This is a genomic window from Curtobacterium luteum, assembly GCF_001475545.1.
In the GTDB taxonomy this organism is placed as follows: domain Bacteria; phylum Actinomycetota; class Actinomycetes; order Actinomycetales; family Microbacteriaceae; genus Curtobacterium; species Curtobacterium luteum_A.
Genome location: NZ_LDQC01000092.1, coordinates 1 through 22,221 on the forward strand (window position 1 = coordinate 1; position 22,221 = coordinate 22,221).

At 71.5% G+C, this 22,221-nt stretch carries 19 protein-coding genes and 5 tRNA genes; 12 read left to right on the top strand and 12 right to left on the bottom strand.

Annotation, left to right across the window (positions count from 1 at the left end; genetic code table 11):
- Positions 1-991 (bottom strand): ABC transporter permease (locus NS184_RS14420; RefSeq protein WP_058726802.1); only part of this gene is annotated, 991 nt, incomplete at its 3' end.
- Positions 988-2,589, bottom strand: coding sequence for an ABC transporter substrate-binding protein (locus NS184_RS14425; RefSeq protein WP_058726803.1), 1,602 nt, complete (start codon positions 2,587-2,589; stop codon positions 988-990). The genes NS184_RS14425 and NS184_RS14420, both read right to left, overlap by 4 nt.
- 212 nt (positions 2,590-2,801) lie before the next feature.
- On the opposite strand from NS184_RS14425, the gene NS184_RS14430 reads away from it, so the two are divergent.
- Genes NS184_RS14430 through NS184_RS14440 form a run of 3 tightly spaced genes read left to right on the top strand, consistent with a single transcriptional unit; the run spans position 2,802 to position 4,434 of the window.
- Positions 2,802-3,395 (top strand): molybdopterin-dependent oxidoreductase, encoded by a 594-nt coding sequence (locus tag NS184_RS14430; protein ID WP_058726804.1) that lies wholly within the window; start codon positions 2,802-2,804, stop codon positions 3,393-3,395.
- Positions 3,392-4,177, top strand: coding sequence for an FAD-binding oxidoreductase (locus NS184_RS14435; protein WP_083513728.1), 786 nt, complete (start codon positions 3,392-3,394; stop codon positions 4,175-4,177). The genes NS184_RS14430 and NS184_RS14435 overlap by 4 nt, the downstream gene beginning before the upstream one ends.
- Positions 4,177-4,434: a DUF6510 family protein gene (locus tag NS184_RS14440; protein ID WP_058726805.1), complete on the top strand. Its 258-nt coding sequence runs from the start codon at positions 4,177-4,179 to the stop codon at positions 4,432-4,434. The genes NS184_RS14435 and NS184_RS14440 overlap by 1 nt, the downstream gene beginning before the upstream one ends.
- A gap of 335 nt (positions 4,435-4,769) precedes the next feature.
- Here NS184_RS14440 and NS184_RS14445 read toward each other — a convergent pair.
- Positions 4,770-4,841 (bottom strand) — tRNA-Gly (locus tag NS184_RS14445).
- Positions 4,842-5,112: 271 nt separating this feature from the next.
- Between NS184_RS14445 and NS184_RS14450 the strand changes: the two genes are divergently transcribed.
- From NS184_RS14450 to NS184_RS14465, 4 genes are all read left to right on the top strand, one after another.
- Positions 5,113-5,874, top strand: a complete 762-nt coding sequence (locus tag NS184_RS14450; protein WP_058726806.1) for a glycoside hydrolase family 16 protein — start codon at positions 5,113-5,115, stop codon at positions 5,872-5,874.
- Between the two features lie 145 nt (positions 5,875-6,019).
- Positions 6,020-6,847 carry a phosphatase PAP2 family protein gene (locus NS184_RS14455; protein ID WP_083513731.1) on the top strand — a complete coding sequence of 276 codons (828 nt, stop codon included), beginning with the start codon at positions 6,020-6,022 and terminating at the stop codon, positions 6,845-6,847.
- Positions 6,840-7,403, top strand: a complete 564-nt coding sequence (locus NS184_RS14460; RefSeq protein ID WP_058726807.1) for a DUF3592 domain-containing protein — start codon at positions 6,840-6,842, stop codon at positions 7,401-7,403. Before NS184_RS14455 ends, NS184_RS14460 begins: the two co-directional genes overlap by 8 nt.
- Positions 7,404-7,451: 48 nt before the next feature.
- A complete protein-coding gene (locus tag NS184_RS14465) occupies positions 7,452-8,348 on the top strand; it encodes a hypothetical protein (protein WP_152998237.1) in 897 nt (298 codons plus the stop codon).
- A 26-nt stretch (positions 8,349-8,374) separates the two neighbouring features.
- Here NS184_RS14465 and NS184_RS14470 read toward each other — a convergent pair whose 3' ends face one another.
- Positions 8,375-9,868 carry a family 20 glycosylhydrolase gene (locus tag NS184_RS14470; RefSeq protein WP_083513729.1) on the bottom strand — a complete coding sequence of 498 codons (1,494 nt, stop codon included), beginning with the start codon at positions 9,866-9,868 and terminating at the stop codon, positions 8,375-8,377.
- A gap of 170 nt (positions 9,869-10,038) precedes the next feature.
- Here NS184_RS14470 and NS184_RS14475 point away from each other — a divergent pair, with 170 nt between their 5' ends.
- On the top strand, positions 10,039-11,904 hold the full coding sequence (locus tag NS184_RS14475; RefSeq protein ID WP_058726810.1) for a family 43 glycosylhydrolase: 1,866 nt from the start codon (positions 10,039-10,041) through the stop codon (positions 11,902-11,904).
- A 15-nt stretch (positions 11,905-11,919) separates the two neighbouring features.
- Here NS184_RS14475 and NS184_RS14480 read toward each other — a convergent pair whose 3' ends face one another.
- From NS184_RS14480 to NS184_RS14515, 8 genes are all read right to left on the bottom strand, one after another.
- The gene (locus NS184_RS14480; RefSeq protein ID WP_152998238.1) at positions 11,920-12,696 is read right to left on the bottom strand and encodes a hypothetical protein; all 777 of its coding nucleotides are present in this window, start codon (positions 12,694-12,696) and stop codon (positions 11,920-11,922) included.
- Between the two features lie 21 nt (positions 12,697-12,717).
- Positions 12,718-13,941: an SMI1/KNR4 family protein gene (locus NS184_RS14485; protein ID WP_058726812.1), complete on the bottom strand. Its 1,224-nt coding sequence runs from the start codon at positions 13,939-13,941 to the stop codon at positions 12,718-12,720.
- 43 nt (positions 13,942-13,984) lie between these two features.
- Positions 13,985-14,473, bottom strand: coding sequence for a hypothetical protein (locus NS184_RS14490; RefSeq protein WP_058726813.1), 489 nt, complete (start codon positions 14,471-14,473; stop codon positions 13,985-13,987).
- Between the two features lie 75 nt (positions 14,474-14,548).
- A complete protein-coding gene (locus NS184_RS14495) occupies positions 14,549-14,932 on the bottom strand; it encodes a hypothetical protein (RefSeq protein ID WP_058726814.1) in 384 nt (127 codons plus the stop codon).
- Complete coding sequence (locus NS184_RS14500; RefSeq protein WP_058726815.1) at positions 14,929-15,603, bottom strand: SMI1/KNR4 family protein; 675 nt, start codon at positions 15,601-15,603, stop codon at positions 14,929-14,931. Before NS184_RS14500 ends, NS184_RS14495 begins: the two co-directional genes overlap by 4 nt.
- Positions 15,604-15,740: 137 nt before the next feature.
- Positions 15,741-15,815, bottom strand: a tRNA-Val gene (locus tag NS184_RS14505).
- A gap of 15 nt (positions 15,816-15,830) precedes the next feature.
- Positions 15,831-15,904 (bottom strand) — tRNA-Cys (locus NS184_RS14510).
- Positions 15,905-15,986: 82 nt separating this feature from the next.
- Positions 15,987-16,058: transfer RNA gene (locus tag NS184_RS14515), tRNA-Gly, on the bottom strand.
- 245 nt (positions 16,059-16,303) lie between these two features.
- Between NS184_RS14515 and NS184_RS14520 the strand changes: the two genes are divergently transcribed.
- The 4 genes from NS184_RS14520 (at position 16,304) to NS184_RS14535 (ending at position 22,202) form a co-directional block, all read left to right on the top strand.
- Positions 16,304-16,376, top strand: a tRNA-Val gene (locus tag NS184_RS14520).
- Positions 16,377-16,507: 131 nt separating this feature from the next.
- Positions 16,508-18,055 carry a DUF3375 family protein gene (locus tag NS184_RS14525; protein ID WP_058726816.1) on the top strand — a complete coding sequence of 516 codons (1,548 nt, stop codon included), beginning with the start codon at positions 16,508-16,510 and terminating at the stop codon, positions 18,053-18,055.
- Entirely contained in the window at positions 18,052-18,813 is a 762-nt protein-coding gene (locus tag NS184_RS14530; protein WP_058726817.1) for a DUF4194 domain-containing protein, read from the top strand. The genes NS184_RS14525 and NS184_RS14530 overlap by 4 nt, the downstream gene beginning before the upstream one ends.
- Positions 18,810-22,202, top strand: a complete 3,393-nt coding sequence (locus NS184_RS14535) for an ATP-binding protein (protein WP_058726818.1) — start codon at positions 18,810-18,812, stop codon at positions 22,200-22,202. Before NS184_RS14530 ends, NS184_RS14535 begins: the two co-directional genes overlap by 4 nt.
- Positions 22,203-22,221 lie beyond the last annotated feature (19 nt).

Genomic DNA, 22,221 nt, shown 5'->3' on the forward strand with positions numbered 1-22,221 from the left:
GGCGGACCCGGGTCCGCCGCTGCCGGGTGCGGAGCTTCGGGTCGAGGACGAGCGCGACGAGGTCCGCCGCGAGGTTGCAGACGACGTACACGACCGCGCTGAGGAGCGCGATCGCCTCGATCGTCGGCAGGTCCCGGTCGTACACGGACTCGAGCATGAGCTTGCCCATGCCGGGGTAGTTGAAGACGTTCTCCACGACGACCACACCGCCGAGCAACCACGCCACGTTCAGCGCGATCACCGTCAGGGTCGGCAGCAGCGCGCTCGGCACGGCGTGCTTCCACACGACCCGTCGCGTCGAGAGGCCCTTGAGCTCGGCGGTCGTGACGAACTCGGACGCCATCACGTCGATCGTCGAGGAGCGGGCGGTCCGGACGATGTACGCAGCCATCGCGAGCGTGAGCACGATGATCGGCAGCCAGATCGTCGGCAGGAGTTCCCCGACCGTGGCGTCGCTCCCCCGCAGCACGACCGCGGGGAACAGCGGCACGCCGATCGCGAACAGCAGCACGAGCACGGTGGCGACCATGAACTCGGGGACGCTCATCACGACGAGGCTGACGACCGAGACCAGCCGGTCGGTGGCGCGACCGCGGCGGACCCCGGCGAGGACCCCGAGGAACAGCGACAGCGTGACGCCGACGAGCATCGCGGGGACGGCGATGAGCATGCTGTTCCGGAAGGCGGTCACGAGCGTCGGCGCGACGGGTTCGCCGCTGACGAGCGACGTGCCGAAGTCGCCGTGCACCGCGCCGCCGAGCCACTCGAGGTACCGCAGCCACACGTTCTGGTCGAGGCCGAGTGACTCCCGGAGCTGCTTGACGGCCTCGGGTGTGGCGTTCTGCCCGAGGAGCTGCTGGGCGACGTCGCCGGGCAGCGCCTGCACCGCGAGGAACACGAACAGCGACGCGAGGACCACCGTGAGCACGGCGATCCCGAGTCGGCGGAGGACGGGGACGATGACGTCCGACGGTCTGGTTGTGGTGGTCATCGGCGCAGTCCGATCCGGAGCCAGTCGAACTCGAAGCCGTACTCCGAGTAGTTGACGACGTCACGGGACAGTCCGACCAGGCGGTCCCCGAACATCGGGGTCATGTCGGCGCCGTCCTCGACGATGAGCCGCTGGGCGTCCTGGTAGAGCGTCAGACGCTTGGCGTCGTCCATCTCGGCACGGGCGTCGTCGAGCAGCGCGTCGAACCGCTCGTTCGACCAGGCGCTCTCGTTGTAGGAGGACCCGGACCGGAAGATCTGGTTCAGCAGCTGGTCGATCGGGCGGCCGGTGAACCAGTAGCTCACCATGAGCGGCTTCTGCATCCAGATCTGCGTGTAGTACGAGTCCGAGCTGGCGTTCTGCACCGTCAGCCGGATGCCCGCGTCCGCGACGGCGTCACGGTAGGCCACGGCCATCGGGGTGAAGACCGACTCGTAGCTCGACGTGTAGATCGATGCACGCAGGTCCGACCGGCCGGCGGCCTTGAGCAGCGCCTTCGCCTTGTCCGGGTCGTGCTCGCGGTGGTCGTCCACGAACGCGGCCAGCTGCGGCGGCACCGGGTTGTCCCAGCCGGGCGACCCGGTGCCCTGCAGTGCGGTCTCGACGATCGAGCGGGGGTCGTAGGCGAGCTTCATGGCCTGGCGGACGCGGGGGTCACGGAACTCGTCGCTCGTCGCGAGCATCGGGATCGTGTACCACTGGGCGTTCCTCGACCGGGCGATCGTGGCCCGGTCCGACGCCGCGACGACCCGGGCCGTGGCGAAGTCGAGGTTCGTCTGCGAGATGAGGTCGATCTGCCCGGCGAGCAGGGCGTTCACCCGGGCGGTGGTGTCCTGGATCGAGAAGAAGTCGATGCCGTCGAGCGCTGGGCGCCCCGCGAAGTGGTCGTCGAACGCCTCGACGCTCCCGGCACCCGCCGGCGTGAACGACGACAGCCGGAACGGTCCGGTGCCGATCCCCGTGCGGCCGATGTCGGCCACGGCGTCCGCGGGGACGATGTAGCACTGGTACGCCGTCAGCAGGGACGGGAACTCCGCGTTCGGCTTCGTCAGCGAGAACCGGAGCGTGTGCTGGTCGACGGCCGTCATCGACCGGGCATCCATCACCTCGCCGAGGACCCCTGCCTGCGGGCTGCCGGTCTTCTCGTCGAGGATGTGCTGGATGCTCGCGATCGCATCCGCTGCGACGAAGCGCGAACCGTCGTGGAACCGGACGCCGCGGCGGAGTCGGAAGGTCCACTCGGTGCCGTCGGCGTTCGCGGACCACTCCTCGGCGAGGTCGGGGACCGGTTGCCCCTGCTCGTCGAGCTTCACCAACCGGTTGTACAGCGCGCCCAGGTACTCGTACGCGGACAGCGAGCTCGCGGAGTCGAGGGTCTCGGCCGCCGAGGCAGCTGGTCGGGCGACCCGGAGCCGACCGCCGCGGCGGGCCGTCCCGGTGGCGGCGACCTCCGGCAGGGCGGTCGTGCCGGCCGAGGCACCGGAGCTGCACCCGGTCAGGGTGAGCAGGCCGAGGCCGGCGAGTCCGGCCGCACCGGACAGGAGCGTCCGGCGGCTCGGGCCGCGGGCGTTCCGGGGTTCGTGGACGATGGGCTGCATTCGGGGTGACCCCTCCTGGTAATCGTTCCGGTGAACGATAAGGGAACGACGGCGATCCCCCAACCCCCTGCAGCCGGCCGTCGGAGGCGTCCGGAACGGCTCCGATGCGCACGGGTGCACCGATCCGGCGTGGTCGATCCGGTGCGCCCGGGCGACCTGAGTGTTTACCAACCCGTTACATGCGACGCGCCGACCAGGCGGGAAGATCGAGCATGGCGACCTTCACGCGCGGCTTCGGCGGTCGACGCCACGAACGCGACGACTCCCGCATCCCGCCCGGCCAGACCCTCGTCCAGGACTGGCCCGTCCTGTCCGCCGGCGCGACACCGGAGATCGAGCCGTCGGACTGGTCGTTCTCCATCCGGACCGAGAGCGGCCTGCACTCCTGGACGTGGGACGAGGTGCAGGCGCTCGGCGTCGAGGACGTCACCGTCGACATCCACTGCGTGACCCACTGGACGAAGCTCGACATGTCCTGGCGTGGGGTGCCCCTCGACCGGCTGTTCGCGGACGTCGAGACGTCGCTCGAGTTCTGCATGGTGCACAGCTTCGGCGGCTACACGACGAACGTCCCGCTCGACGAACTGCTCGACGGGCAGTCCTGGATCGCGTTCGAGGCGGACGGCGAGCCCCTGACCCCCGAGCACGGCGGACCCGCGCGGCTCCTCGTGCCGCACCTCTACTTCTGGAAGAGCGCCAAGTGGGTGCGCGGGATCGTCATGCAGTCCGACGACGAGCCCGGGTTCTGGGAGAACGCCGGCTACAACATGCACGGCGACCCCTGGAAGGAAGAGCGGTACTGGTGAGCGGCGGACTCCCGTCCACCGGCCTGGAGGCACGGATCACCCCCGGCGCATCGGCACCGGTCCGTCGGCGGCCGGCTCGGCACCAGGCCACGGTCGCCGCCGCCACGCCGGAGACCCCGAACGCCCGGCGTCTCGTCCTCGACGTCCCGACCTGGCCCGGCAACGACCCCGGCCAGCACCTCGACCTGCGCCTCACCGCCGAGGACGGCTACCAGGCCTCCCGGTCCTACTCGATCGCGTCGTCGGGGTCCGGGACGCAGGTGGTACTCGCGGTCGACCGGGTCGACGGCGGCGAGGTCTCCCCGTTCCTGGTCGACGCGATCGAGGTCGGCGACGCCCTCGAGGTGCACGGTCCGCTCGGCGGCTGGTTCGTCTGGCACCCGTCGCCGGACGCCCGGCCGGTCCAGCTCATCGCCGGCGGATCGGGCGTCGTCCCCCTCGCGGCGATCGCCACCGCGCACGCGGAAGCCGGCGATCCGGCACCGTTCCGGCTCCTGTACGCGGTGCGCACCCCGGAGGACGTCTTCTTCCGTGACGAGCTCGCGCGGGCGGCCGCTGCCGGCGTGACCACGACGTTCGTGCACAGTCGACGGGCCCCGGCGGGCGACCCCGTCGGACGCCTCACCCGCGAGCGCCTGGCGGCCGCGGTGTTCCCGCCCGACACCCGGGCACAGGTCTACGTCTGCGGGTCGACGCCGTTCGTCGAGCAGGTGCTCCGATGGCTCGCGGAGCTGGGCCACGACACGGGCGACGTCCGCGCCGAACGCTTCGGGGGCAGCTGATGACGATCGTGGACGGGAACGCTCTCGCCGGCGTGCTGGCCGACCGGCTCGGACCGGACGCCACCACCGCGCCGCTCCACTGTCCGGGCTGCGGGCGCGACGGCATCCTCGCCCGGACCCGCGTCCACGTGACCGCGATGGGAATGGTCGCCCGCTGTCGTGACTGCGACGCCCTCCTCGCCACCGTCGTCGAGGCCGACGGGCACCGCTGGGTCGACCTGCCCGGCTTCCGGGCCGCATCCACAGACGACGGCTGAACGCAAGCTCCTTCGGCGGGTCGTGCGCAATCCTTGCGGGAAACCGCACGCCGAGGAACACGACCCATCCGGTACCCGCGAGCGCTCCGGATGCTCTCCTGGGCCGACGGACCACCCATCCGTCCTTCCCCGGGGCAAGGGTGCCCCGACGCCGATGCGCGCGGGCACCCGAATCCTGCGCACATCGGCGCCCGGCCGCCGTGCGAGCGCGGGACCCGGATCCAGCGGTCCACGGCGCCGATCGGCCGCGACGCGCGTCGCGGCCGATGAGCCGCCGCGGTACCCGCCGCGGTACGACGAAGGCCCCGGTCGTTGCGACCGGGGCCTTCTGTCCGAGCGGATGACGAGATTCGAACTCGCGACCCTCACCTTGGCAAGGTGATGCGCTACCACTGCGCCACATCCGCGTACAGGCCAAGACTAACCCCTCCCGTCGCCCGGAGCACACCCGCGACCCACCGTCGGGCGCGTCGACCCCCTCCAAGTGGGGTGCCGGCCCCCCGTCATCTGGGGACAACCCGGGCGTGCCCTGGGCAACGCCTCCTGCCTACGCTCGACCAACACGATCCGACCCGGCCTGGGGAGACCGGTCCGGGTCGTCGCGGCACCGAGGGACCGGTGTCGTCAGCGATCCGTGCCGCTCCGGCCGCGCGGACCAGATCAGGGAGTGGAACACGCATGCCCCAGCGCACCTCGATCCGTGCCGCGCTCGCCGTGGTGCTGCTCGCCGCCGGCCTGACGCTCGTGCCGTTCGGGACCGGCACGCCGGCTGAGGCCGCAGCGGTCAACGCACCGCGCGGGAACATCGGGAAGTTCAAGCAGACGTTCGTGCAGGAGTTCCGGACGGACGCCGCAGCGGGCGGCCCGTTCGCGAAGAAGTACGCGAGCAGTTGGCAGCCCTACCCCGACGGCATGAGCAACATGTACTGGTCGGGGAAGATGATCAAGGCGCGCAACGGGATCATGGACGTGACCCTGGACGGCAAGCACGGCGCGGCCGGCACGTTCGGCAGCCCCACCGGTGCCTGGGGACACAAGGGCGGGAAGTTCAGCGTCCGTGCGAAGGCCACCGGGGGCAACGGCAACGGCGCCGCGTTCATGCTCTGGCCGACGTCGAACGTGTGGAGCGACGGCGAGATCGACTACCCCGAGGCCAACTTCGAGGACGCCCCGATGGCACACCACCACTCCATGAAGCCGGGCAACGAGGTCAACGCCATCAGCACCTCCACCCGGGTGTCGTGGCGCGACTGGCACGTCTACTCCGTCGAGTGGATCCCCGGGAAGTCCGTCAGGTACCTCCTCGACGGCAAGGTCATCTCGACCGTCACCCGCGACGTCCCGCGCACCGCGCACCGGTACATGTTCCAGGTGGGGAACTGGGGCAAGGCGGGACACCTCTACATCGACTGGGTCGCCACGTACCGCTACACCGGCTGACCGACGGGCGGACCCACGGACGGGAGGCCCGTGGCGGTGTCGCAACGGACCTCCCGTCCGTCTCGTGGTCGCGTCGCGACCGCACCGTCGTTCCGGAGCCGCCAACGACGCGACGGAACCGTCGACGGAGGAGTTCGATGGATCGATGCAGCAGGAGTCCGTCGCCGCAGCCGTCGATCGCCCGGGCTGGTGGCACCGCAAGTTCGCCCCGCAGGTCCGCATAGTGGGGCGGGTCGAGCGCGATGTCCTGCTCCGCGCCGCCGTGGTGCTCGCGATCGTCGGCGCAGTCGTCTTCGCCACCATGCTCGTCGGCGTCCTGACGCACAGCGGCTTCCAGCGGTTCGACCGCCCCGTCGACGACTGGTTCGACACGCAGCGGGACGCCGACCGCACGAACGTGATGGTCGTGCTCGCGACGGTGTTCGGGCCGGTCGGCATGCCGATCGTCGTCCTCGTCGTCACGGTCGCGTGGGCGTTGTTCGCGCGGCACGCATGGCGCCCGCTCGTCCTCGCGTGCGGGATGGTCCTCGGGGTGATGACCGCACAGGCGCTGGCCCCGCTGGTGCGCCATCCCCGACCACCGATCGCCGAGATGCTGCTCGGCCCCGACCACACGTTCTCGTTCCCGTCGGGGCACGTCCTCGGTGCGAGCGACTTCTTCCTCATCGGGGCGTTCCTCATCGCGTCGCGCACGCACCGACGCTGGATCACGGTCGGCCTGTTCGCACTCGCGGCGCTGATGATCGCGTCCCAGGTCGTCAGCCGGCTCTACCTCGGCTACCACTGGCTGACGGACACGCTGTCGTCCGTCGGGCTGTCGATGATGATCACCGCGCTCACGATCGCCGTCGACACCCGTCTCACGGCACGGGTCCCCGAGCTCGCGCGGGAACCCGGACCGGCGACGGATGCCGTGCACGGGCCCTCGCGGCGCGACCACACCGGGACCCGAGGCGGACCACACCGTGTCTGACCGGAGCCGTCCCGACTCCTTCCGAGCGAGCACCTGGAAGACCATCGCCGCCGGCGTCGGGTTCCTCGCCGCGTGCATCCTCGCGCCGCTGTTCGGCGGCGTGTTCGTCCTCGGCGCGGTCGCCGGCTTCATCGCGGACGGGTACCGGGCCCATGAGGACGACGAACTCCGCGCGGTGGCGACCAGCACGACCGGGATCATCGACACCATCGACGTCCGCCACTTCACGGAGAACTTCGGGCCGGGCAGGACCGAGTGCGTGCCGCAGGTCTCGGGGACCGCGAACGGGGAGCCGCACACGTGGGACCTGGTGGACTACGCGGCGTGCGGCGGCGTGTACCGGGTCGGCCAGCGGCTGGAGGTCGTGTACGACCCGTCCGACGTCGACCGGGCGGTGCTCGCCGACCGGGACGCCGGGGGTGTCCGCGCGCGCAGCACCGGCGTGCACGTGCAGGTGCTCGTGGTCGGTGTGGTCCTCGCCTCGGCCGGGACCGGTTGCTGGCTGTGGGTGGTCCGCAGCGAGCGCGGGCGGCGGGACCAGCAGCAATCGTCGTGAGCCGACGCCGTTCGGTGCCGACCAGCCCCCGTCCGGTACGGTCGTCCGGTGGGGGAAGCGCATGTGGAACGGCCGGTGACCGTCCGCGGGAGCCGGTTCACGCCGTCAGCGTGGACGGCGTTGGGAGCCGGCGTCGTCGCGGCCGGGCTCTGGACGGCGTGCAGCCCGGAGGTGTTCGGGGCCGCGCGGTTCACCCAGGTGTGGACGAGTGGCCTCCTGCTCGTCGTCGGCGCGCTGACCGTGTACCTGGCCGTCGGCACGCTCCGCACCCGTGTGGAGGTGTTCCCGGACCGTCTCGAGTCGACCCGAGGGCTCCGCCGGACGCAGGTCATCGGTCCAGGGGAGCTCGTGACGTTCCGGGCCTCCGGGAAGGGCAACACCGTGATCAGCGCCGCCACGGCTCGGCGCCGTGGGTTCTCCACGAACCGGTTCCACCATCACCACGACGCCCTCGTGGACTGGCTCGACCGGAACACCGGCGAGGAGTGGACGGCGTTCCGGGAGTTCTTCGGCAAGCTCACCGTGCAGCAGCACCGGGCCCCGCTCCGGGAGTCACTGTCGACCCTCCTCATCGTCGGGGTGTTCCTCGCCACGCTCCTGACGTTCCCGGGTCTGTTCATCGGCAACGCGTACGACGCGGCGCACCGGGAACAGGTGACGTGCACCGTGACCGCCGCGGAGGCGATCACCGTCTCCAGCCGGTCCACCAGGGGCATCGGCTCCTCCCGGGCCGGTGTCGGCGTCGAGACGTCGGACTGCGGCCGCCTCACGATGACGCGCGGCGTCACCAGCGACGACCGGGACGGCATCGCGCGCGAACTGAACCGCACGAAGGGCCCGCACGTGTTCACCGTCGGCGGCGGGTCGTTCTGGCTGCGGAAGAACACCCCGATCACGGTTCCTTCCCCGACCGTCTACAGCATCGACGACCTCAGCGCCCGCTGACGATCGAGCCACGCCGAGTGCGGCGGCTACCCGTCCGCGGTCTCGATCATCGCCACGATGTGCGGAGTGCTCCACCGCAGGAGTGCCCGGGACGGAGGTGCGTCGAGGTCCTCGCCCCAGACCGCGACGGCCGATCCTGACATGGGCGTGGCCAGTCGTGCGCCCGAGTCGCCGTCCCACGTCCGGAGCGTCCAGTGCTGGCGGAGGTCGGCGGCGGTGTACGAACTGTCGGCCGGGTCGAGGTCCGTCGGGACCTCGTAGAGGTAGTACGAGTCGTAGTTCAGGAGGTCGGTCCCCGCCGTCGCGAGGTCGCTCGCCCGTGCGCGGTGCTGCCGGCGTTCCCGGCGCTCGGTCGCGTCCTCGGTGTCGCCGTCGAGACTCCAGTACGTCACACGGATGCGTGGGTCGAGGCGGCGGACCGCGGAGCGGTCGATGCCGTCGTTCCACGCCCACACCGACTTCGTGCCGATCGCGGCCGCCATCGTGTTCGACCACGTGACCCGCTCATCCGCGCTGACGTCCTCGCCCCACTCGTCGCCACCGATGTGGACCGCTCGGCTCTGCGGGAACGTCCGCATCACCTCGGCGAGCAGCTCGGTCGCCAACGCGACGCTGCCGGGCGCGGACGGGTCGAGTTCGCTCTCGCCGCTCCGGATGCGGTCCACCCACCGTTTCCCGTGCCGCGCCTCGAGGAGTGCGAACGCCGCCGCCATGTGGCCGGGCGTGTCCACCTCGGGGACGATCGCGATCCCCCGCTTCGCGGCGTACGCAGCGATGCCCCTCGCCTGGGCGGTGCTGAGGAAGGGTCGGCCGGTGACCCGGCTCGTGTACACGCCGTCGTGCAGATCGGCGTTCGCCGGCGTCTGACCGAGGACCGCGCTCTCGATCCCGACGTTCTGGTCGTCGGTGAGGTGGAGGTGAAGGAAGCGACCGCCGTGCGCGGCCAGGAGGTCGATGTACCGCTCGACGAGCGACGGGCGGTAGTAGGCGCGGGCGACGTCGAGCATCACACCGGTCTCCGGCCTCGCCGGGGTCGTGTGCCCGGTGCGCACCGTCGACGTCGACGTGCGGCAGGTCGACGCGGAGTACACGCCCGTGCACGCGACGACCGCGTACTTCCCGGCGGGCACCCGTGACGCGGTGGTCAACGTCGCACGGACGGTCGCCGCCCTGCCCGCAGGCAGCGCCCGGACCGGCACGTGACCGAGCGCGTAGCGCCCGCTGCTCGACGCGAGGTACAGCCATGCAGGAAGCGCGGACGTCCTCGACCCCCCGGTGTTCCGCACCGTGACGCTGGTCCGGACCGCCGTCCGGGTCGACGAGCCGGTGCTGCTGGCGGCGACCGCCGTGACCGACGGTCGCGGCACGGTACTGGCCGCGGCCACCGCCTGCTGATCGACGGGATCGACGGCCCCGGCGACGGCCCCGATGCCGACCACCGCCGCCGCTGCGCTGACGATCGCGATGCCGAGCACGGCGACCCGCCGGGTACGCCGTCCCCGGCCCTCGCGGGCCGTCATCGGCCGGCTCCCCGGGTGACGGAGCGGTGACGGAACGGACGGAACGGGTGCACGAGCCGATCATGCCGCGAGAGGCGGCGGCTCGGCGACCCCGTCATCGCGTGACAGCGCTGAGCAGCGTAGTCTCCCCCTCGTCAGCACGCTCCTCGACGACGAGAGCAGGTCACACCGTGCGCCGATCCCTGCAGACGGTCCTCACGATCGCGACGGTCGCGGCACTCGCGGCCACGTTCCTCCAGACCGGACCGGAGGCGCCACCTGCGCAGGCCGCCAGCGCCACGTCCGGACGCGGTCCGGTCGCGCCCACCCACCAGAACCCCATGACGCTGTCGCTGCCGGACGGGCAGACCGCCGCGAGCTGTGCGGACCCGACGGCCGTGCACGGGGTCGGGCGGGACCGCGACTGGTACCTCTACTGCACCAGCGACGCTCTGACCGCGACCGAGGAGAACCCGGACGGCTCGCTGGTCCAGCACGTCGTCCCCACCTACCGTTCGACCGACCTCACGCACTGGACGTACGTCGGTGACGCCTTCACGACGAAGCCGGCCTGGGTCGGCGACGCGAACGGCGTCTGGGCCCCGGACGTCGTGTACCGGAACGGCCGCTGGTACCTGTACTACGCCGCGTCGGACACCCCGACGGCGACCTCGCCGACCGGTGGCGGGTCAGCCGTGGGCGTCGCGACGAGCACGAGCCCGACCGGACCGTGGAAGGACTCGGGTGGCCCCGTCGTCGCGCCGCAGGCCGCACCGAACGGCGCCGGACAGCGCTGGGAGTTCGACCCGGAGGTGATCACCGACGACGGCAACACGTACCTGTACTTCGGCAGCTACTTCGGCGGGGTGAACGTCCGACGCCTCACCCACGACGGCCTGCACTCCGTGCCGTCCAGCGAGCGCGAGATCGCGATCGACAACCGGTACGAGGGCACCTACCTCATGCGCCACGACGGCTGGTGGTACTTCATGGGGTCCGCGACGAACTGCTGCAACGGCGCGCTCACCGGCTACGGCGTCTTCGTCGCGCGGTCCCGCAGTCCGCTCGGGCCCTTCACCGACCGGGACGGCGTGGCGATCACGGCGACACGGGTGGGTGGGACGCCGTTGCTCGCGCAGAACGGCAACCGCTGGGTCGGGACCGGCCACAACACCGTCGTGACGGACTTCGCCGGTCAGGACTGGATCGTGTACCACGCGGTGGACCGTGACGATCCGTACTACGCCGGGCAGGGCACGTACACGAAGCGACCGGTGCTCATCGACCCGCTCGACTGGGTCGGCGGCTGGCCCGTCGTCCGGGGAGGTGCGGGACCGTCCGACTCCGTGCAGCCCGGTCCCGTCGCCCAGCCCGGCGAACGACCGAGCTACCGCGCGACCCGGACACCGCTCGACGTTCCCGGGCGACTGCTGCGCTCCGCCTCGACGTCGTTCGACGGATCGGCACTGCCGGGGTCGCTCAGCTGGATCCGCGAACCCGACCCGTCGACGTGGACGGTGAGCGGCGGCGCGTTCCGCTGGCAGACCCAGGACGCCGACATCCACCCACCCGCGACGCCGCTCGCCTCGGTGCTCGCCGAACCCGCGCCGCGGGGCGACTACGTCGTCGAGACGACGGTCGCGGTGGACACCCCGGCAACCGGCGACGGCGTGAACTACGTCCAGGGCGGTCTGATCGTCTACGGCGACGACGGCAACTCCGTCCGCCTCACCTCGAACTCGATCTTCGACACCCGGCAGACGGAGTTCGGGAAGGAGGTCTCGCCGCAGCCGGCCGGAGCGCCGAACTACGGCAACATGGTCGTCGGCCCCGTCGGAGACCGCACCACGCTCCGGATCGTGCACCGTGTCGTCGACGGGCTCGACCAGTACACGGCCTCCACGAGCGACGACGGCCGTCACTTCGTCCGCGGCGGCACGTGGACCGCGGACCTCGGTGCGCACCCGCGGATCGGTCTGATCTCACTCGGCGGCGCCGGGTTCACGAGCACCTTCGACGACCTCCGCGTCAGCACGGTCCGGAGCGTGCGCGGCTGACGGGGTCACTCGGCGTCAGCGCGGCATCCTGAGTTCCGGGAGCGCGTGACCGAGCCGGTCCAGGTCCCACACGCGGGTTCCGTCGGGAACGGGACCGAGTACGGCGCGTTCCTCACGGGTCGGCTTCCGGAGCGCTCCCTGCGCGTTCAGCCAACGCCAGAGCTGCTCTGCCAGCTCGGTGTACATGCCCTTGTAGGTGTCGACGTACCAGCGGAGGAACTCGGCTCGGTTCGCGGTGGCGATCCGGGCCGTCTCGATGTGGCCGCGTTGCCGTGAGAGGAAGTCGTCGAGGAACCAGCCGCGTTCCGGGGCGCCGGCGTTCGACTCCGGGCGCGCAGCCCATGCGGTGATCCGGTCGCCCACGTCGCCTCCCAGCGAGTCGACGTGCCCACCGAAGCGGGCGATCGTCCTCTCGAACCGGGCCAGGTGCGTCACCTCCCAGAGGGGACGCTCTGACAACGGCTCGGGGAGTGCTGCGCCGTGATCGACGGCCCATCGGACGTCTCGGCGTTCGAGCGTGCCCACAGCGGAGGACCGCAGTCGAGTGACGGCCCCGGCATCGAGGAGCGCCCGTCGGACGACGGTGAGCGCCGGAGCCGGGTCGCCGCCGTGCCCGGTCTCGCGGATTCCTCGTCCGATGTGGACCTCGTCGACGTACGGCGGGACGGTGTCCGCGACCTCCGGCAGCGGGCGGGGCGCGAGTGCCGCACTCGTGGACGCCTCCAGCTCCCGGACCCAGCCGTCGGCGACGAGGGCGAGGACGTCACGGGACGGCGGGTCTTCCCGGGTCACGACACGCACGCTGCCAGAGACCTAGGACGGCTCGCCGCGACGCATGCACGCGTCACCGGTGACGACGTTCGGCGTCGCGTGGAGCGTCCCGGCGACCGCGTCGCGGTGGTCGCGGTCGTCGGCTTCCGCGTCGTCAGGATGGCCCGGCAGGTACCGGACCGTCGTCGTCTCGGTCACGGGGACCGCGGTCGGCTGGTACGCCCCGAGGTCGCCACGGACCGTGTACGCCTTCCCGGCCACCTCGTACCGGTACTGCGCGGCGTACTTCGTCACCGAGACCTTCGAGCCGCGGGCGACGTACCGGCAGACGTTCCCGGTCGGGGTCCCTGTGACGGCGACACCGGTCGCGTACGCGTGGTTCGTCCGAGCGGCGCCGACGACGATGCTCGGCACCCCGACGACGACCCCGACCACGACACCGACGACGACGAGGAGGACGGCGACGACACCGGCGGCGATGAACCGGTCGCCGCGGCTCCACGGCTTCCGCACACCGGCGGCTCGTTCCGCCCGGGCCTGCTCGACCCCGTCGGCGAACCGCGAAGCGAAGTCACCCGCGGCTGCCGTCGAGGCCGGCGCTCCTGTCGACGCCGGCGCCGCTGTCGGGTACGGGTCGAAGAGGTCAGCGGTCAACCAACCAGGGCTACCGCGGAGGTGCCAACCGGGATCGTCCTCCTCGATCCCCGCTCCCGGTTCGGCGTAGCCCGCATCGAGGAGGGCTGCGAGCTGTTCGAGGTACGACAGCACCGACGGCGCGATGACGTGGTGGTCGGTGTCGTCCCGACCGTAGGTGATGACCTGCCCGGCGGTACCGTTCGGACCGGGGGCGAGGTCGATGCCGATGAAGTTGCCGCCGCCGTCGTGCGCGAGCGGGACCCAGCCCCGGTCGAAGTACCGGTCACGGATGAATCCCTCCGGATCCGACGTGGTGCCGACGTCTGGCCCGACACTGGCGCTCGCACGGGCGTACCCGTCCCACTTCGCGACCACGGAGGCGAGCGGGAGCAGGTCTCCCTCGCCGAACAGACCGAACGCGACGCGCTGGTCCTGGAACGAGTACTGGTGCTGCCCGTCGTGCAGCAGGTACAGCGCGCGCACGTCCTCGGGGAGGCGTTTCCCCAGGCGCGATTCGACTGCGGCGAGGTCCGCTTCCGTGGCCGGCGGGTTGAGGAGCATGTCGCCGGGTACGACTGCCTCGACCCGTCGGAACGCGGCTTCCACGCGCGTGCTGGTCTCGCCGGTCATGCGGACGCTGCTCGCTCCCGGTCGGAGGGGCCGTGCGACCGGCTCATGCCGCACCGGCCGCGTACTGCCGCCACGGGTTCCCGCCCGGCCCGTCCAGAGCCGCCAGGCCCGGGTAGACGGCGAGCATCTTCGTCGGGATGATCCGGAAGAACTGCTCCTCGAGGGGTTGCGAGTCGTAGCCGATCACTCCGAAGACGGTGCTCTCCGCGAGGAGCGCAGATGCATCGACGGCAGGCACCGGTTCAAGGGCGCCGGTGTCCCGGAGCCAGGCGGTGAGGACGGGCACGGACCCGTCGAAGGCGTTCATCCCCTTCGTGTCGTCGTAGCGCTGTTGGTCAGCAGCCCACGGCAGGAGGATCCACTGCAAGCCAGGGCCACCGCTCATGAAGTACGGGCCACTCGTCGCGGCGATGTCGATGAACGCGAGGAGCTCCCCCTCCATCGTCCTCCACTGCCAGAACCGCTTCGACTCCCGGAAGAACACGTCCGGGTACGGGATGGTGGCGGTCCCCACCAGGTCGTCCAGCTTCATGCGCCCTCCTCGCGTGCCTTCACGGTAGCCGACGCAGCGCGTGAGCTCAGGAGTGCGGCGCGCACAGCGCGAGGGTCAGCGCTCCCCGGGGAACACGTGATCGAACACCGCCTCGTCGATGACGTCGAACCGTCCCGGGCCGGGCAGGCCAGCACGGCGCAGCGTCTCCGCTTCGTCGTCGGTCGGTGGGCGGAGCACCCGCAACTCCCGGAGGACCCCGTAGGTCCGCCGCACGGGAGGTTCCGGGAACCCCTTGTTCACGTCGATGAGGACCCGGAGCGTGTCGTCCTCGAAGGCAAGCGGCGGCAACCCGGCACGTTCCGCTTCGGTCAGCGGCACGAGAGCGTTCTGCGCGTACGTCCGTCGGAACCCGGACCTCGCGTCCTGCTCGACGAACTCGAGGAGAACGAGGTCCGCGCCGTCGAGGCTCACCTGCTCCCCGACGTGCCGACCGCTCACGCCGCGGTCCGTCCGGTCGGGTGGAACAGATGCGACTGCGGGCGGCTGAGCGGCCAGTCGAGTTTCCCGGTCGGCGTGATGTCACCGGAGGCGATGAGGTCGGCGACCTGTTCGAGGTAGGAGGTCAGTGACGGGGCGAGCACCTGGTGCTCGTCGTCGTCGGCGCCGAACGTGATGATCTGCCCGACCGTGCCGGCGGGGCCCGGGTCGAGGTCGACGCCGATGTGGTTCCCGCCGCCGTCGTGCGTGAGGGGGATCCATCCCCGCGTCGAGTACTTCGGCTGCACGAACCCCTCCGGTGAGGAGGACGCGAACACGTCCATCTCCTCCTGCGCCTCGTACCCGTCCCACTGGTCCCACTGGACGGCGACGTCCCGGAGCGACAGCATCGCGAGCCCCGCGAAGATGCCCGCGGCGTGCCGCGGCTCCCGCGGTGTGTACCGGGGCTGCCCGTCGTGCAGGAGGTACAGCGCGCGGACGTCCTCGGGGAGCCGCTGCCCGAGGTGCGTCTCGAGCGCGGCGATGTCCACCTCGGACGCTGGCGGGTGCAGCATCGTGTCGCCCGGGATGACGCGGGTGAGCCGGGTGAGGGCAGCCCGCATGTGCGTCGCGACACCGTTGGACGGTGCGGGGTCCCGGTGTTCCCGCCGGAAGAGTCGACCCAAGTCCATCCGGCCACCGTATCGATGGCAGCCCGGTGCCGTGCGCTCGACCAGCACAGCCCGAACGATCACTGCGCGAACGAGCACGGCTCGAACGGGCACCGCGGGAACACGAAAACCCCCGGCGTCTGCCGGGGGCTTCATCGTGGTGGGCGATACTGGGATCGAACCAGTGACCTCTTCCGTGTCAGGGAAGCGCGCTACCGCTGCGCCAATCGCCCAGAGGAGTGTGGAGCTGGAGGTGGGGACGGGATTCGAACCCGCGTGGACGGCTTTGCAGGCCGCTGCCTAGCCTCTCGGCCACCCCACCATCGAGGTTCACGTCTCCGTGAGTACCCGAACGGTGGGATACCCTCTGGTGAGTCGTCGCGACCCGGAGGTCATGACACTCGAGCGGATGACGAGATTCGAACTCGCGACCCTCACCTTGGCAAGGTGATGCGCTACCACTGCGCCACATCCGCATGCTTCTCTGGAGAAGCACTGCCGCTGACCTGCGGGCCGCTCTTGCTGGCCTGCCGTCTCGGCGACGTCGTAAACTCTATACGAACCCTGGCGCATCCACCAAAATCCTTCCGGTTCACCGGGCGTGTCCCCCGTGTTCACGCGGATGCACGGGCATCGCAGCGTCGCGCCACACCCGGGCAACGCGTCGTGTTCGGCAGTGGCTCCCGCATCCGCTACTATCGACTGGCACGACAAGTGCAGCGGGCGATTGGCGCAGTTGGTAGCGCGCTTCGTTCACACCGAAGAGGTCATCAGTTCGAGTCTGGTATCGCCCACCCGCTGTGTTGCTTCCGCGACACGACCGAGAGCCCGACGCAGCACGCGTCGGGCTCTCGTCGTTCCGGCAAGCAGACGACGACCGGCCGACACAGCGATCCGACACCAGCAGAACGATCCACAGGGGCACATGACCGACGTCGACCTCGAGTTCGCCCGCGTCCGCGCCGTCCTCGACCGTCCGACCCTGCGGCTCCTCTCGCGTCCCACCAGCGCGGCGGTCGTGGCCGTGTTCCGCGCGGTGTTCGACCGCGACGTGCAGTACGTCCCCGCCGACCGGATGCACCTCCAGGTGGAGGAGCACGTCGCGCGACTCCAGGCGACGGGCGCCCGCGTGCCCGCGAGCGAGCAGGGCGGTGACCTCGAGGACGCCCGCCCGAACGGCCGAGCGCTCTGCCGCGAGTGGGTCGCCGCACAGTGGCTCGTGCGGTCGAACTCCCCCGACGGCGACGAGCAGTACTCCCTGACGAGCCACGCCCTCGAGGCGCTGAGCCTCGTCGACGCACTGAGCGCGGACCGGGCGCTCATCAGCGAGAGCCGCCTCGCGATGATCGTCGACGCCGTGCACCGGTGGGCCGCCCGCGCCGAGCCCGACCCGGACGTGCAGATCCGCCGCCTCGACGCACAGATCGCCGAGCTCCAGGCGGAGCGGGACCGGTTGGCGAGCGGTGACGCGGTCGAGACCGTCGACGACGACCGGATGCGCGACGGGTACACGAACATCTCCGACCTCATCCGCCAGCTCCCGAGCGACTTCAAGCGGGTCGAGGAAGCGGTGGCGACCATGCACCGCTCGATCGTCGAGGACTTCCGCAGCGAGGTGCGACCGATCGGCGAGATCCTCGACGACTACCTCGCCCGGACCGACAACCTCATGCAGTCCACGCCGGAGGGCCGCGCGTTCGAGGGCGCCTTCGAGCTGCTCCGCGACGACGCGCTCCTGCTCCGACTCCGTGACGACATCGGCACGATCCTCGCGCACCCGTTCGCGTCGACGCTCGAGCCGGCTGAGCGCCGCGCGTTCCGCAACACCGTGAGCATCCTGCGGCAGGGCATCGAGGACGTCCTCGCACGCAGACGACAGCTGACCGCGACCCTCCGTGACCAGATCGTCGCGCACGACGTCGTCCGCGACCGCGAACTCGACGCCGTCCTCCGCTCGGTGAACCGAGGGCTCGCCGCGTGGATCGAACAGGGGTCGGCACGGGACCGCGTGCCGCTCGGCCTCCTGCCCGAGCCGGCCGAGGTCGAGACGCTGCGCGAGCGCTTCTACGACCCGGACGCCGAGTCGGTCCCGCCGCCGATCGAGGAGCCCGACGACGACGTCTTCGACGAGCTCGACGTCGACACGCTCCGTCGGCACGGAGGCCCGCTGCTCGCCGAGCTCCGCGCCGTGCTGCGGTCCGCCGGCGACACGTCGAGCGACGCCGCCTTCCACGGCCTGCCGGACGAGCAGCGGCGCCCCGTCGAGCTCTTCGGCCTGGCCCACCTGCTCACGGGCCGCCCGGACTTCGAGGAGGCCCGGCACGTGGTCGCCCACCACACGGTCCGGCCCGACGGCAGCGTGGTCACCTTCCACATGCCGGTCGCCGACCTCACGGACGGCGGCTCGGCGGACGAGGACGACGCAGCGCACGACCCAGCACCCACAGCAGCACACGCACAGGAGGCACGGTGAGCGACACCACGCCGGCACCGGTCGACGAGACGGCCGGGTTCGAAGACCTCGACACGGTCCCGCAGGACGACGAACGCGACGAGACCAGTTTCGCCCTCTTCGAGGGCGACGAAGGAGTTCTCGACGAGCCGCAGCGACGCGCGCTGGTCGCGCTGCTCCGCCACACCTACGTGAGCGCCCGGACACACGCGGACGAGTGGCGCGCGGTCCTCGACGCCGAGGGGCAGCTCCGGTCGCGGCTCAACGACCTCTTCCTCGAGCTCCACGTCGACCGCGACCGCGAGGTCGCCTGGAAGCGCCAGGCCCGCTCGGAGAGCCAGCGCCGGGCCTTCCCGACGCTGCTCCGCGACGTCCCGTACACCCGCGAGGAGACGATCGTCCTCGTGTACCTGCGCATGCGCCTCCGCGCCGACACGCGTCCGGGCCCGGACCAGGTCGTCGTCGATCGTTCGGAGATCCTCGGCCACGTCGCCGGCTTCCTGCCCGCGGGGTCCACGGACCGCACCCGCGACGAGGCACGCGTCGCGAGCGCCGTGGAGCGGCTGGTCCGCGCCCGGATCCTGCTCCGCACCACCGATCCGGACCGCTTCCGCGTCGCCAGCGTCGTCGAGGTGCTGATGCCCCTCGAGCGGCTGCTCGAACTCGACACGTGGCTGCGCACCGCGACCACCGGTGACGGCGAGGCGACCGCCGGAGCCGACCCGGGCCTCCAGGCCGAGCCGACCGACACCGACGACGAAGGCGAGCCGGCAGCATGACCGACACCGCGACCGGGACGACCGCGTACGAGGAGTACGCGATGCCGGCCCTCTTCGACACGGTGGCGCAGTGGCGTGCCGAATCGCTGCAGGTCGTGAACTGGGGCGGCTTCCACGGCCACCGCCAGGTGGAGCTGTCCGGCACCGCGACCCTGATCTCGGGCGCGTCCGGCACCGGCAAGTCGACCCTCATGGACGCCTACCTCGCGGTCATGATGCCGTCCGACGTGCCGTTCAACGGCGCGTCCAACGACACCACGACCGGCCGCGCACGCGGCGCGGACCAGCGGAACCTGCTGACGTACCTGCGCGGCAAGGTGGACACGCAGCGCGACCCGGAGACCGGCGCGCTCCGCGACGTCAACCTCCGGGGCGACGACCAGACGACCTGGGGCGCCGTCGCGGTGACGTTCCGGAACGACGACGAGCGTCGCTTCACGGTGCTGCGCGCCTACATCGTGCCGAAGCGCGCCCGTGGCGTCGGCGACATCCAGATGACGATGGCGACGGTCGACGACACGTTCGACCTCCGCCGACTCGAGGAGTTCGTCCCGTCGCGCTTCCACCACCTCGAACTGACCGGCCGCGTGCCCGGGCTCGTGATCCGCGACACCTACCAGGAGCTCGCCTACACGCTGCAGACCCGGCTCGGCATCGGGGACTCCGGCGGTGGCAACCGGGCGATGCGCCTGCTCGCCCGGATCCAGGCCGGGCAGCACCTCCCGACCGTCGACGCGCTCTACAAGTCCCTCGTCCTCGAGACGCCGGCGACGTACGACGCTGCCGACCGTGCCCTCGCGCACTTCTCCGCCCTCGACGAGGCGTACGAAGCGATGGACACCGAGGAGCGCAAGGTCCGCATCCTGTCGCCGATCGTCGACCTCCACGCGGAGATCGCGCGCTCGACGGCTGCCGCCGCGGCACTCGACGGCATCGCCACCGGGGCCGAGGTCTCCCCCTTCGCACACTGGACGGCCTCCCGGAAGCGCGCGCTGCTCGACGACGAGGTCGCCCGGAACACCCGCGAGCGCACGGCCGCGCGCGCTGAGGTCGCCGCCGCGTCCGCTCGGCACGCGGCGGTCGAGATCGAGCTGCGGGACGCCGAGGCCCGGCTCCGCGACCAGGGTGGCAACGCGCTCGCGCAGCTCGAGGACCGCATCGACCGTCGCACCCGGGAGCGCGACGCGGCGGCCCGGTCCCGCTCGGTGTTCGAGGAACGCACGGCCGTCCTCGAGACCACGGTGGACTCCGAGGCGGCGTTCTCCGCGGCGCAGCGGGCCTCGCACGAGTTCCTCGGGTCGTACGCCGCCGCTCGGCAGGAACTCGACCAGCGCCGCGACGCACTGACCCGCGAGGAGTACCCGCTCCTCGACCGGGAGCGCTCCCTGCGCCAGGAGCGGCAGTCGCTCGAACACCGTCAGGGCGCGATGCCGCTCCCGATGCACGAGGCCCGGGTCGCGATGGCCCGCGCTGCGGGCATCGATCCCGCCGACCTGCCGTTCGTGGCCGAGCTCCTCGACGTGCTCCCGGGCGAGGAGGCCTGGCGGACGGCGATCGAGTCCGTGCTCGCACCCGTCGCCCGGACGCTCCTGGTTGACCAGGACCACCTCGCGGCGTTCAGCGAGGCCATCGACGCCCTCCGGCTGCCCGTCCGCGTCCAGTTCGAAGGCGTACCGACCGGGCCGCACATCGACCTCGACGGCGACCCGTCGATGGTGTCCGGGAAGCTCGCGATCAAGCCGTCCCCGTTCAGCACCTGGGTGCGCGAACGCATCGAGTCGGACCGCACCGACGCCCGCTGTGTCGAGGACGCCGGCGAACTCGGCGGCGGTGGTCGTCGGGTCACACGGTCCGGGCAGCTCCGCGACGGTCGACGCGGCGCACACGGCGACCGACGTCAGGCCAACGTCATCGGGTTCACGAACGAGGCCAGGGTCACCGCGGTCGAGCACGAGCTCGCCTCGATCGCCGAGGACCTCGCGACCCTCGAGGCGCGGCGCACCGACGTCGCGCAGGACATCGCCTCGCTCGACGCCCTCCGCACCGCGCACCAGCACGTGGTCGACGCGAGCTGGGACGGCATCGACGTCGCGGGCCTGGACGAGTCGCTCGCGCAACTCGACGCCGAACGCCAGGCGCTGCTCGCCGCCGACGACGGTCTCCGGACGCTGCGTGCGACGGTGGCTCGGCTCCGGGCGGCGCTCGACGAGGCCTCCGACCGGCGGTCCGCGGCGCGGCTGTCGGTCGCACGGCTCGAGGAGCGTCACGGCGTCCTCGTCGACGGGCAGGACGCGGCCGCCGAGATCCTCGCGCGCTTCGACGACGCCCCGGACTCGCTGCCGGACGACGAACAGGCGCAGCTGCTGTCCGAGACGTTCGAGGAGGTCGGTGCGCCCGACGGCATCGACGGCTTCGACGACGCCACCCGCCGGCTGCGACGACGGCTCGACGAGCGGCTGTCGCAGGCACTCGACGGTGCCGCGTCGGCGTCGAACGCCCTGACGCTGACGTTCCAGCGCTACCAGGACGCGTGGCCGGACCCGAACCTCGGCACCGGCGTCGCCTCCTACGAGGACTACCACGCGATCCTCGAGCAGATCCTCGCGACCGGCCTGCACGCCCGCCGCACTGAGTGGCGCCGACGGCTCTCGCAGTGGAGCGGCGAGGACCTCGTGCCGCTCGCCGGAGCCTTCGACCGCGCCGTCATCGAGATCGAGGAGCGCCTGGAGCCCGTCAACGAGATCCTCCGCGAGCTGCCCTTCGGCGCGAGCCGGGACCGCCTGAAGATCGTCATCCGGCGCGTCACCCGCGAAGAGGTCGCGTCCTTCCGCAAGGAACTCCGCGCCCTGTCCGCGTCGGTGGACACCGAGCTGACCGACGACGTGCTCGAGACCCGGTTCCGCCGACTCCGCCGGTTCATGGCGATCATCCGCCCGGACAGCGCCGCACCGCGCGGGCGCACCACCGCCCGGGACGCCGTGCTCGACGTCCGGCGCCACATGGAGATCACCGCGGTCCGGTACGACGTCGACGGGAACGACCTCGGCGTGTACTCGTCCCTCGGGGACAAGTCCGGCGGTGAGACGCAGGAGCTCGTGGCGTTCATCGTCGGTGCGGCGCTCCGGTACCAGCTCGGCGACGAGACGCGGCCGCGGCCCCGGTTCGCGCCGGTGTTCCTCGACGAGGCGTTCATCAAGGCCGACTCGGAGTTCGCCGGGCGTGCGGTCACGGCGTGGCTGCGACTCGGGTTCCAGCTGGTGGTGAGTGCGCCGCTCGACAAGGTCACGGCGCTCGAACCGTCCATGGAGCGACTGCTCTCGATGCGGAAGCACCCGGACACGGGGCACTCGTCCATCACCGAGATCGCGCGGGTCGCGCCCGTCGCGTAGCGCCCGTCGTGGGGCGCCC